The 12,029-nt window shown below is 35.6% G+C and carries 10 protein-coding genes; 5 read left to right on the forward strand and 5 right to left on the reverse strand.

What is annotated here, in order from left to right; genetic code table 11:
- Positions 1-13 precede the first annotated feature (13 nt).
- Positions 14-964 carry a hypothetical protein gene (locus CXF67_RS10785; protein WP_102088753.1) on the forward strand — a complete coding sequence of 317 codons (951 nt, stop codon included), beginning with the start codon at positions 14-16 and terminating at the stop codon, positions 962-964.
- 3 nt (positions 965-967) lie between these two features.
- Here the strand turns inward: CXF67_RS10785 and CXF67_RS10790 are convergent, their stop codons facing one another.
- Both CXF67_RS10790 and CXF67_RS10795 read right to left on the reverse strand, forming a co-directional pair.
- Complete coding sequence (locus tag CXF67_RS10790; RefSeq protein ID WP_102088754.1) at positions 968-2,395, reverse strand: SDR family oxidoreductase; 1,428 nt, start codon at positions 2,393-2,395, stop codon at positions 968-970.
- A 3-nt stretch (positions 2,396-2,398) separates the two neighbouring features.
- Complete coding sequence (locus tag CXF67_RS10795) at positions 2,399-2,824, reverse strand: hypothetical protein (protein WP_102088755.1); 426 nt, start codon at positions 2,822-2,824, stop codon at positions 2,399-2,401.
- Between the two features lie 89 nt (positions 2,825-2,913).
- On the opposite strand from CXF67_RS10795, the gene argS reads away from it, so the two are divergent.
- Complete coding sequence (argS, locus tag CXF67_RS10800; protein WP_102088756.1) at positions 2,914-4,692, forward strand: arginine--tRNA ligase; 1,779 nt, start codon at positions 2,914-2,916, stop codon at positions 4,690-4,692.
- A 370-nt stretch (positions 4,693-5,062) separates the two neighbouring features.
- Here argS and CXF67_RS10805 read toward each other — a convergent pair whose 3' ends face one another.
- Genes CXF67_RS10805 through CXF67_RS10815 form a run of 3 tightly spaced genes read right to left on the reverse strand, consistent with a single transcriptional unit; the run spans position 5,063 to position 8,562 of the window.
- Positions 5,063-6,604, reverse strand: a complete 1,542-nt coding sequence (locus tag CXF67_RS10805) for an acyl-CoA carboxylase subunit beta (RefSeq protein WP_102088757.1) — start codon at positions 6,602-6,604, stop codon at positions 5,063-5,065.
- Positions 6,601-8,064 carry an acetyl-CoA carboxylase biotin carboxylase subunit gene (gene accC / locus CXF67_RS10810; protein WP_102088758.1) on the reverse strand — a complete coding sequence of 488 codons (1,464 nt, stop codon included), beginning with the start codon at positions 8,062-8,064 and terminating at the stop codon, positions 6,601-6,603. Before accC ends, CXF67_RS10805 begins: the two co-directional genes overlap by 4 nt.
- Positions 8,065-8,076: 12 nt before the next feature.
- Positions 8,077-8,562 (reverse strand): biotin/lipoyl-containing protein, encoded by a 486-nt coding sequence (locus CXF67_RS10815; RefSeq protein ID WP_102088759.1) that lies wholly within the window; start codon positions 8,560-8,562, stop codon positions 8,077-8,079.
- A 233-nt stretch (positions 8,563-8,795) separates the two neighbouring features.
- Here CXF67_RS10815 and CXF67_RS10820 point away from each other — a divergent pair, with 233 nt between their 5' ends.
- From CXF67_RS10820 to CXF67_RS10830, 3 genes are read left to right on the forward strand one after another with little or no spacing between them, the layout of a single operon-like run.
- Positions 8,796-9,341 (forward strand): DUF4199 domain-containing protein, encoded by a 546-nt coding sequence (locus tag CXF67_RS10820; protein WP_257984667.1) that lies wholly within the window; start codon positions 8,796-8,798, stop codon positions 9,339-9,341.
- 6 nt (positions 9,342-9,347) lie between these two features.
- On the forward strand, positions 9,348-10,298 hold the full coding sequence (locus CXF67_RS10825) for a glycosyltransferase family 2 protein (RefSeq protein ID WP_102088760.1): 951 nt from the start codon (positions 9,348-9,350) through the stop codon (positions 10,296-10,298).
- Between the two features lie 10 nt (positions 10,299-10,308).
- Positions 10,309-12,024: a phospho-sugar mutase gene (locus CXF67_RS10830; RefSeq protein ID WP_102088761.1), complete on the forward strand. Its 1,716-nt coding sequence runs from the start codon at positions 10,309-10,311 to the stop codon at positions 12,022-12,024.
- The last annotated feature ends 5 nt before the right edge of the window (positions 12,025-12,029 follow it).

Here is a 12,029-nt window from a genome sequence, read left to right on the forward strand (position 1 = left end):
TCATTTTAAGACTATGCAACGACTATTTTTAGTATCTATTATTTGTTTATTCCTTTTCTCTTGTGATGATGGAGATATCATCGTCAGCGATTTCAATTTTGATCAAAACTCAGCACTCAATTTATGTGAATTTGAAGGCGATAGGAAAGTCTTGCATATCGTTACTGAATCCAATGAAGCTATTTCCCTAATTTTTGATCAAAACATTTTAGAAAATGTTGAAAATGTTATAAATCCTGAAACTTTCTCAGTCACTATCGATAATTCTAATCGCGTTAACTATAGACGATTAAATGGCAGTGTTGATAGTAACATTTATTTCTGTCAAGAGATTCCTCCTAGTGAACCTACGGTTATAGAAGAATTCACAAGTACCACGGGGGGAAATGTGGAATTTACCATTACAAGAACATCAGATTCAGGAGTAGATACCGATGGTGACGGGATAGATGATATAGATGAACAAGGTCCAGATAACGATATCTTCAATTACGATACAGACGGTGATGGACTTCCCAACTTCTTGGATATAGATGACGATAATGATAATGTGCTCACTAACGTGGAAATTGAAATAGATATAGATTTTGGGATCGAACTAGATACTGATGGCGATGGCATTCCAGACTACCTAGACCCCGATGATGACGGCGATGGAGTGGTGACTAGATATGAAGATTTGAATGCTTTTGAAGAAGGCACTACATCAAGACCTGTTTTGAATCCACTTAACGATGACACCAATGATAACGGTATTCCAAATTATTTAGACGAAACAGTATTTGAAAGTTTGGTTATAGATATTTTTAGAGAAAATAGAGTTTCAAGGCAATTCAATATCACTGTCGTCTTTAATAATATTACATTAGAAAATATAACTACTCAAAGAACCATACGTTTAAATTCTCAAGGCTTTGGGGTTTTCACTTTTGGAACAAATGATGAAGTTTTAGAATTTAGATAAGTCTTAGGTTTTGCAAATTTGAGTCAACATACCGTTAAAGATAAAGAAGTGGAAGGGTAGCATAGAATACCAATACAGTCTTCCGATGAGTCCTTTAGGTCTAAACGTAGCATTTTGATGGACTACATTTTCATCGTCTATATAAAATTCTAACCAAGCTTCCCCAGGAACTCTCATTTCTGCAAAAAGCAAAAGTCGGCGTTCTTCTTTATCAGCCATCAATACTCTCCAAAAATCCAAAGAATCTCCAGAATTAATTTTATCTGGATTTGTTCTTCCACGACGTAGTCCTACTCCACCTGATAGTTTGTCAAAATAACCGCGAATTTTCCAAAGTGTGTTCGCATAATACCATCCATTTTTTCCGCCGATGGCCCAAATTTTTTCTAGGGCTTCTTTAGGATTATTTGCTTTCATTTGTTGATGATCGTGTAAACAACCAAATTTGGGAACTTTTATGTATTTGTTTAAATCCTTTTGAGAATATCTACTACTTACTTTAGAATCTTTCCAGCTAGATATGACTTGATTCTGTTCAATTTTTATAAAAGCCATTTCTATGGCTTCTTCATAAGTGTGGGGTTTTATGCCTAAAATATCTTGCAACCTGTTGTCTTTTGCAATCACATTTACCCGCATACTATCTACAAGGTTAGACGCAAGTTTATAGGATGTTGACGTGACAAAATATAACCAATAAGAAGAGAGCTTTGGGGTCATAACAGGAACATTAACGATGGTGAGACTCAATCTTCTCACCTTAGCGTAATTTTTCATCATATCCTTATACGTTAGTACATCTGGTCCACCGATGTCAAAAGAGTCGCCATATGTCTCTTCCTTTCCTAACACACCCGTCAGAAACTTTAAAACATCCCTTATCCCAATTGGTTGGCATCTTGTATTCACCCATTTTGGGGTAATCATCAAAGGCAACTTCTCACATAAGTCTCTTATAATTTCAAAAGAAGCACTCCCTGATCCCACTATAATTCCAGCTCTTATTACTGTAAGATTATAATTTCCCTCATAAAGAATACTTTCTACATTTTTACGGGATTCTAAATGTTTTGAAAGGTTATCTTCATTCACAATTCCACTTAAAAAGATCACCTGCTTGACTTGGGTCTCTTTCATGTAGGTGTTAAAATGATTCGCGGTGATTTGTTCTTTATCAGAAAAGTCTGATGTTGAACTGGACATAGAATGCACGAGATAATAGGCCACATCAATATCTTTTGGAATAAGATTAGGTTTCACCTCATCTAGTAAATCCATCTCTATGATGTCAATCCTTTCCTTGGTTTCTTTATCGACGGAGAGCCGGTCGGCACTTCTTACAGCACAAACCACGTCGTGGCCTTGCTCAAGCAATAAAGGCAAAACCCTCATCCCTATATAGCCATTAGCCCCTGTGAGAAGTATTTTCATATGTTAATAGTTTTCAAAATCACTCGAAAAGTTATCAGCCTTGTATTTAAGGATCTTCTTTAAAAATTCGTGATTACGCTTTTCTTTAACTTCTACCTTAACAAAATAATTGTCCTTATAAATAGAATACACTTTGGATTGCCCTTTATATAGTTTCAATTTATAATATGGAATCACTAGAGCATAAGTTTCGAGCAATGATCTGAAGGTGACAATAATTCCTTTAGGTCTCATTTCCACTCCACAAATATTCATATTATTGTCTAGCACAAGCAAGTTATGGATCTGTATACTAGTGGAGTGAATGTGAAGTTTACCAGATCCTATCCCATTCATTTTTAATCTATCTAAAAGGGTGAAAGGCTGGCCTACTTCTGTATCGATTTGTTGTTTTATTTTAGGTCTATTGTAGGAAACATTTAAAAGCATTTTTATTTTTAAATATAATGAATTCGATGCTCACATGTTGAAATGACCTCTAATTTTTAGATTATATTTGCAACTGAAACATCTTATTCATGACTCTAGAAGCGCAACTTTCTAAATACGTTACCAAATATATCCAAAATAACCACGACATCGATGTCCAATCTTTTGAATTTCAACTCACTAGAAAGGAATTCAAAGGTGATTTAACCTTAGTTGTCTTTCCTTTATTAAGGCATATTAAAACCAATCCTGTTCAACTCGGTGAACAAATTGGAGAGTATCTATCAAAGCACTCTAGTTTGGTATCCGAATTTAATGTTGTTAAAGGGTTTTTGAATTTATCATTAACTGAATCTTACTTTGAAGATCTTGTGGTTTCAATGAGTCAGGATGAAAATTTTGGATTTAGAAAAGCCACCCCTACTAGTCAGAAGGTAATGGTCGAATATTCTTCACCGAACACTAATAAACCATTACATCTTGGACATATCCGAAATAACTTACTTGGGTTTTCAGTCGCTGAAATTCAAAAAGCTGCTGGTAAACACGTCTATAAAACACAAATTATCAATGATCGCGGTATCCACATCTGTAAAAGTATGCTGGCATGGCAAAAATTCGGTGAGGATGAAACTCCCGAATCTTCTGGCCTCAAAGGTGATCACTTGGTAGGAAAATATTATGTTAAATTTGATAAGGCCTATAAATCGGAAATCGGAAATTTACTAAAAGAAGGAAAAACAGAAGAAGAAGCTAAAAAACAAGCTCCTATTTTACTCGAAGCCCAAAATATGCTTCAAAAATGGGAAGCGGGAGATCCTCAAGTTGTAAAACTTTGGAAAACCATGAACCAATGGGTGTATGAGGGGTTCGAAACTACCTATACTAACCTAGGGGTCAATTTTGATAAAAATTATTATGAAAGCGATACTTATCTTTTAGGTAAAGACCATATAAAAACTGGCTTAGAAACTGGTGTTTTCTTTACCAAAGACGATGGCAGTGTATGGATTGATCTATCGAATGAAGGCTTAGATGAAAAAATAGTTCTTCGATCTGATGGTACCGCCGTTTATATGACTCAGGATATTGGTACGGCAATACAACGTGTGACCGATTACGATATCGATGAAATGATATATACGGTAGGAAATGAACAAGATTATCATTTCAAAGTACTCTTTCTGATTTTGAAGAAGCTTGGTTTCGAATGGTCAGAACACCTTTATCACTTAAGTTATGGGATGGTCGATTTACCTAGTGGAAAAATGAAAAGCCGCGAAGGTAAGGTGGTGGATGCAGATGACTTGATTGAAGAAATGACTTCAACTGCCAAATCTATTTCTCAAGAGTTAGGAAAACTTGAAGGCTACGATGATGATGAAAAAAACAGGCTGTATAAAATGATTGGTTTAGGGGCTTTAAAATATTATATTCTTAAAGTAGATCCTAAAAAGAGAATCTTATTTGACCCTAAGGAGTCTGTAGACTTTCAAGGGAATACAGGGCCTTTTATACAGTACACTTACGCCAGAATTCAATCGATCTTAAGAAAGGGAAAAAAAGAATCGAAAGACTTGAATCTTTCCACTTACGAATTCAATAGCAAAGAGAAATCCTTAATTAAAATTTTAAACCAGTTTCCTGAGCTCATTCAACAAGCTGCAGAACAGTATAGTCCTGCGCTTATCGCTAATTACGTGTATGATCTCGTTAAAGAATTTAATTCTTTTTATCAGAATGTATCTATTCTTGGAGCGGACGAGGAACACCAAATTGAATTTAGAGTAGAGCTATCCCGATTGGTAGGAGAGGTCATCAAGAAAAGTTTTAAGGTTCTTGGAATCGAGGTACCAAATCAGATGTAATACTAAATTAAATTTATAATGCCGTATGAATAAATTGAATTATTTTTTGATTGATTGAAGTTAAAAATAATTAGTATAGCTTTAGTTACGGTAATTATTTTTGATAAAAAACAGGCGAAAAAAAACGATTTATTAGGACATTATAGGTTTAAATTGGTAGGGAGTAAGTTTGTTTTAAAAACTGATGCGATAATCCACCTCCTAGAAGCTTAAGTTGTCATTCAGAACTTGACTGAATTTGGTTAGCAGACATGTGTATTTCAGACTATTAAAACATCGATGTCCATTACATAAAAAAACCCCAGCTCGAAATTTTGAGAGACAGGGGTTTATTTCTGATAACACTAGGTTTTAAAAATGCTTCCTATCTTTACAAAGGAATATTCCCATGTTTTCGTTTGGGTCTTTGCACGCTTTTATTTTCTAGCATTGCAAAAGCTTTCAATAACTTCCTACGGGTATCTTTTGGCATAATCACCTCATCTATAAATCCGCGCTGAGCAGCTTTAAACGGATTTGCAAAGGTTTCTGCATATTCAGCTTCCTTTTCAGATAATTTCAATTCTGGATCTTCAGCATCTTGTATTTCTTTTCTGAAAATAATTTCACTAGCCCCCTTTGCCCCCATCACGGCAATTTCTGCAGTTGGCCAAGCAAAATTAAGGTCGGCTCCAATATGCTTAGAGTTCATCACATCATAAGCACCGCCATAAGCTTTCCTAGTAATAACGGTGACTCTTGGAACTGTAGCTTCACTTAAGGCATAAAGCAACTTGGCCCCATGAAGTATAATACCATTCCATTCCTGGTCGGTTCCTGGTAAAAAGCCTGGTACATCGACGAGAACTAATAGAGGGATGTTGAAGGCATCACAAAACCTAACAAACCTCGCTGCTTTTTTAGAGGCATCTACATCTAAAACCCCCGCTAAACTCATGGGCTGATTAGCCACAATACCTACACTTCTTCCACCCAGTCTCGAAAACCCAACTAAAATATTTTCTGCGTAATTTTTATGTACTTCAAAAAATGAGTCTGTATCGATAATCCCTTTAATGACATCACGCATATCATAAGGTTTATTGGGACTGTCAGGAATTAAACTATCCAATTCTCTACGAGTCTCATCATCAAGAGAAACTTTTAATTTTTCAGCAGTTTCCGTATTATTTTGTGGGATATAACTCAACAATTTTTTGATGTGTTCCAAACATTCAACATCATTAACAGATGTAAAATGAGTCACTCCAGATTTAGTAGAATGCGTGCTAGCCCCACCTAGTTCTTCGGAAGTAACTTCTTCATTGGTCACTGTTTTTACAACATTTGGCCCTGTTACAAACATATAGCTTGTGTTTTCTACCATAAACGTAAAATCGGTAATGGCAGGAGAATAGACAGCTCCGCCAGCACAAGGTCCCATTATGGCAGAAATCTGAGGGATGACTCCGGAGGCCTGAACATTTCTATAAAAAATATCGGCATATCCACCAAGAGATCTCACCCCTTCTTGAATTCTAGCGCCTCCTGAATCATTTAAACCTATAATGGGCGCTCCAACTTTAAGGGCATGGTCCATTAACTTACAAATTTTCTCAGCATGAGTTTCTGATAATGCTCCACCAAAGACCGTAAAATCTTGTGCATAAACATACACGAGCTTGCCATTTACAGTTCCATAACCCGTGACTACTCCATCTCCATAATAGATTTGCTTTTGCATATCAAAATCGGTCGTCCTGTGGGTAACTAGAGCGCCGATTTCTTCAAAAGAACCTTCGTCCAAAAGATAATCGACCCGCTCTCGAGCAGTTAATTTCTTTTTGGCATGTTGTTTTTCTATTCGCTTTAAACCTCCACCAAGCTTGGCTTTTTCAAGTTTATCTTGAAGTATTTTTATGTTTTTACTCATTGATTTTTAATTTCTGATGGAACTTCTGGTAATCTTAGTTTTTTTTGATCAGCTTGGTACTGTTTCATAGCCATTAAAGCAGCTAAATAGGCTTCTTCTTTCACCTCTTCTTCAAGCACTTTTGGAGTATAATAATTTTTAACGAAATGAGTATCAAAATCACCAGAACGGAAAGCATCATGGTTAAAAACAAATTTTCCAAATGGTAAAGTCGTTGCTACTCCTCTTACTTCATAAAGATTTATAGCCTCAAGCATAAGCTGCAAAGCTTCTTCTCTATCTTTCCCATAAGTGACTAATTTTGACAACATAGGATCGTAATAAATAGGGATTTCCATTCCTTCTTCAAAACCATCATCCACTCGTATTCCAGGTCCCGATGGTTTTCTATAACGTTCTAGTGTACCCACACTTGGTAAGAAATCGTCTGTTGGATCCTCCGCATAAACACGGAGTTCTAAAGCATGGCCTGTAATTTTCAACTCTTTTTGAGAAACGCTTAAGACTTCGCCCCTAGCAATTCTTATTTGTTGCTCTACAAGATCCATTCCAGAAATTAATTCTGTCACGGGATGTTCCACTTGCAAACGCGTGTTCATTTCTAAAAAGTAGAAGTTTTTCTTCTCATCCATAAGAAACTCTACAGTTCCAGCACCCACATAATCACAAGACTTCGCAACGTCAATAGCCGCTTGTCCCATTTTCTCCCTCAATTGAGGAGTCAGAATAGTAGAAGGTGCTTCTTCAACCACTTTTTGATGTCTTCGTTGGACAGAACATTCTCTTTCAAATAAATGCAGAACATTGCCGTGGGTATCTGCCAGGATTTGAATTTCTATGTGTCTAGGGGAACTGACGTATTTTTCAATAAAAACAGCACCATTTCCAAAAGCAGACTCAGCTTCACTGATAGCTCTTTTCATCTGTTCTTCGAGTTTTGCCTCTTCTTCTACCACGCGCATCCCTTTCCCTCCCCCACCTGCAGAAGCTTTTATGAGAATGGGATACCCTATTTCATTAGCGATTTCTATAGCTTTATCGAGATTCGTAACGGCTTCATCTATTCCAGGAACCATAGGAATATCATAATTTTTAACCGTTTCTTTCGCTGAAAGCTTATCCCCCATAATTCTAATAGCATGAGATTTTGGTCCTATAAAAGTGATTCCATTTTGTTCTACTTTTTCTGCGAAATCTGCATTTTCACTTAAGAATCCGTAGCCTGGATGTATCCCGTCCACAGAGAGTGACTTGGCAATTTCTATAATTTTATCTCCCAATAAATAGGATTGATTGGAAGGAGCTGGCCCCACACAAATCGCCTCATCTGCAAATCTCACATGAGGTGCATTTCTATCGGCTTCAGAAAAGATAGCAACACTTTTGATTCCCATTTGTTTAATGGTTTTCATTACACGTAAAGCGATCTCTCCTCTATTAGCGACTAATATTTTTTTCATTACTGCGTATTTTTATTCCATTTCGATTAAAACTTCGTTTTTAGTAACGGTCTTTCCCTTGGCTATACTTATGGATTTTATCACTGCATCACGTGGAGCTAAGATGGTATTTTCCATTTTCATAGCTTCCAAAACTAAAAGATTATCACCTTCTTTAACCTCTTGCCCTTCTGACACCATAATGTCTAGAATCATTCCTGGCATAGGTGCTTTTACATCGTTTATGACTTTTAAAGCGGATAGAGAAAGTCCCATATCCTTAATAAGAATATCCAATTCATTGGATATTTCAACTTTATAAAGATTGGAGTTAATCTTAACCGTGTAGGTTCTATTTAGAAAATCAGATTCTACGATTTTAGAAGTTACCGATTTATGATTCACCAATAAATGATATGCCCCTCCCGAAGTTTTTTGAGCATCTAGATCTTGAATCTGATCTTGTGTAAATTCAAATTCGTGAGTATCATCTACTCTAGCGTTAAGCAAATGTTTCATAGTTTTAAAGAATTTGAGGTAAATATAATAGATTTTGGATAGGATTTCCGTTTCAAAGAAGATTAGACAACTTAGAAGAATTAAATTTTAAGCTATTTTCACAGCTTTGTTTACCTTAAAAAAATCCTCAGCAAAAGTTTTAATAATCACAAATCAGGATGTTTTTCCCAAAAAGTATTCGGCACGTAGAAATTCTCTTAGATTTTGCAATGAAAACCATCGAATTCATTCTAATGCTTATATTTGTCGACATATTTATAGTCATGCAACATCAAGATCTTCCAGTAAAACCTTATGCCACTAATTTTGGAGTTATCTTCGGTGGTTACTCCATATTAATTATGGTTTTGCTTTATGCGTTCAATTTAGAATCCAACACAGCCATCTCTATTTTTAACTTTATAATTACAGTAGCTATCGTTTGGTATGCCATTCATCTCTACAAAATTGATAATGAAGGGCGAATCGACTTAACAACTTCAATAAAGTTAGGTCTTGCTATTGGAGTTATTGGAGGTTTAATTTACGGAGGCTATAATTACATTCATTATGAATTAATCGAGCCTGAGCTTATTACAGAAATGAAAATGACTAATGAAGCAGAGATGGAAGCCTTAATTGAACGGCAGCAAATGAGTGAAGAAGAAGCACAAATGACGAGAGATATGTCGGGTGCCTTTGCTTCTCCTTTTACGCTAGCCACCCTAAGTTTACTCTCTATTATTTTTAAGACTTTTCTTGTAGGTCTTATCGTAGGTATGGTCAAACGAAATAATTGATAGAATATGGATATATCAATTATTATTCCTCTACTAAATGAGTCTGAGTCTCTCTTAGAATTACAGTCTTGGATTAATTCTGTGATGGAAAAACATAGTTTTACGCATGAAATAATCTTTATTAACGACGGGAGTACAGATGATTCTTGGGAAATCATAAAACAACTTCACTCTGAATTTAATAGCGTTAAAGGTATAAATTTTAATAAAAACTACGGAAAATCTCAAGCATTACATGCTGGATTTATTGAGGCTAAAGGGAGGGTCGTGATCACTATGGATGCGGATTTACAAGATAATCCTGAAGAAATTCCAGAGCTATATAGACTTATTACTGAAGAGAATTACGATCTCATCTCTGGTTGGAAAAAGAAAAGATACGATTCCATCATTTTTAAAAACTTACCTTCAAAAATTTTTAATAGAGCTGCAAGGTGGACTTCTGGGTTGAAACTTCACGACTTCAATTGTGGACTTAAAGCCTTTAAGCTTCAAGTTGTAAAACATATTAATGTAAACGGTGAAATGCATCGCTATATTCCCGTTTTAGCTAAACAGGCAGGATTCTCAAGAATTAGTGAAAAAGTAGTTAAACACCAAGCTAGAAAATACGGAAAAACCAAATTTGGTGCAGAACGATTTATCAACGGGTTTTTAGATCTAGTAACTCTTTGGTTTTTTGCTAAATTTGGTAAGCGACCTATGCATTTTTTTGGAGCTATAGGTGTGTTGATGTTTATAGTAGGACTTTTTTCTGCTATTTGGATAGGATCCTCTAAATTATATAAGCTTTGGAATGGGCTACCAAATATCATGGTTGTGAATAATCCTTGGTTTTATATAGCTTTGTCAGCTATGATTATAGGTGTCCAAATGTTTTTAGCTGGTTTTTTAGGAGAGTTATTATTAAGAACAAAAAGTGATCAAAAACGATATTTAATTTCAGAAAAAATTTAAAAAGAATATAATGAGTGATTTTTTAGATAAAGCAAAAGAGTGGCTTACAGAGACCTTCGATAAAACTACCAATAAAAAAGTACAAGACTTAATGGACTCTAAATCAGAGTTACTAGAGGAGAGTTTCTTTCAAGATTTGGGTTTTGGCACTGGTGGAATGCGCGGTATAATGGGAGTGGGTACCAACAGAATAAATAAATACACCTTAGGTAAAAACACCCAGGGGATTTCAAATTACATGAAATCTGTCTTTCCAGATGAAAAACTAAAAGTTGTCATCGCTTTTGATTGCAGGCATAATAGTAAGGAATTTGCTTATCAAGTAGCAGGCGTCTTTTCTGCCAATGGGATACAAGCCTATATCTTTCCTGAATTGAGACCGACCCCTCTTCTCTCCTATTCGGTAAGACACCTTGGATGCCAATGTGGAATCATGCTTACAGCAAGTCACAATCCACCAGAGTATAATGGATACAAGGTCTATTGGGAGGATGGAGGACAGCTCGTGCCACCTCAGGATTTGGATATTATTTCTGAAATAAATGCATTAAATTTCTCTGATATTAATTTTGAAAGCCAATCAGATTTGGTTGAAATTTTAGATGATTCTGTAGAAAAAGCATATCTAAAAAAAGCGGTAGAAAATGTAAATTTCAATCTTCCTGTTGAGTCCAAAAAAAATCTCAACATCACTTTTACCTCTTTGCACGGGACCTCTATTACAACAGTTCCTCAACTACTAGAAAATGCAGGTTACTCCAATTTAAACTTGGTCTCTTCTCAATCTGAACCAGATCCTGAATTTCCAACGGTTAAATCTCCAAATCCTGAAGAGCCTGAAGCTTTAAAACTCGCACTAAAACTAGCCAACGAAAAACAAAGCGATCTAGCTATAGGAACAGACCCTGACGGAGACCGATTGGGTATTGCAGTAAGGAATAGAAAAGGGGAACTCACCTTGCTCAATGGCAACCAAACTATGGTGCTCATGACTTGGTTCTTACTAAAAAAAGTAAAAGAAAGCAATAGTTTAAAAGAGTCTCACTTTATTGCCTCTACAATAGTATCAACACCTCTAATGAGAGTATTGACCGAAGCGTATGGTGTAAAGTATATGGAAAGCCTCACCGGCTTTAAATGGATTGCAAAATTAATAAAAGATAATCCTACCCTAGATTATATTGGTGGTGGTGAAGAGAGTTTTGGTTATATGGTAGGGGATTTTGTTAGAGACAAGGATGCGAATACGGCGATATTACTTGTTTGTGAAATGGCTGCAGAGTTAAAATCAAAAGGATCTTCTATTTATGAACAGCTGATTGATATTTACATAGAGCATGGTTTTTTTAAAGAACATTTAGTGTCCCTCGTCAAAAGTGGAATTGAAGGAGCTAAAGAAATAAAAGCTAAAATGATAGAGTTACGCAATAACCCACCTAAAGAAATTGACGGAGAAGAAGTGGTGCTTATTGAAGACTATCAAACTTCAATAGCTAAGAACATGCAATCTCATGAAACGCATAATATCAACCTACCAAAATCTAATGTTTTAATTTACTATACAGAAAACGGGACCAAAGTCGCTGCTAGACCCAGTGGAACAGAACCGAAAATTAAATTCTATATCAGTGTAAATTCAACTCTCAAAACAAAAAATGATTTTGAAGAGATCGATTCAGAATTGTCTTCAAAAATTGAACATATAAAAGCCGACTTAGGTATTTAAAAAAT

This window comes from Psychroflexus sp. MES1-P1E (assembly GCF_002836055.1).
Lineage (GTDB): Bacteria > Bacteroidota > Bacteroidia > Flavobacteriales > Flavobacteriaceae > Psychroflexus.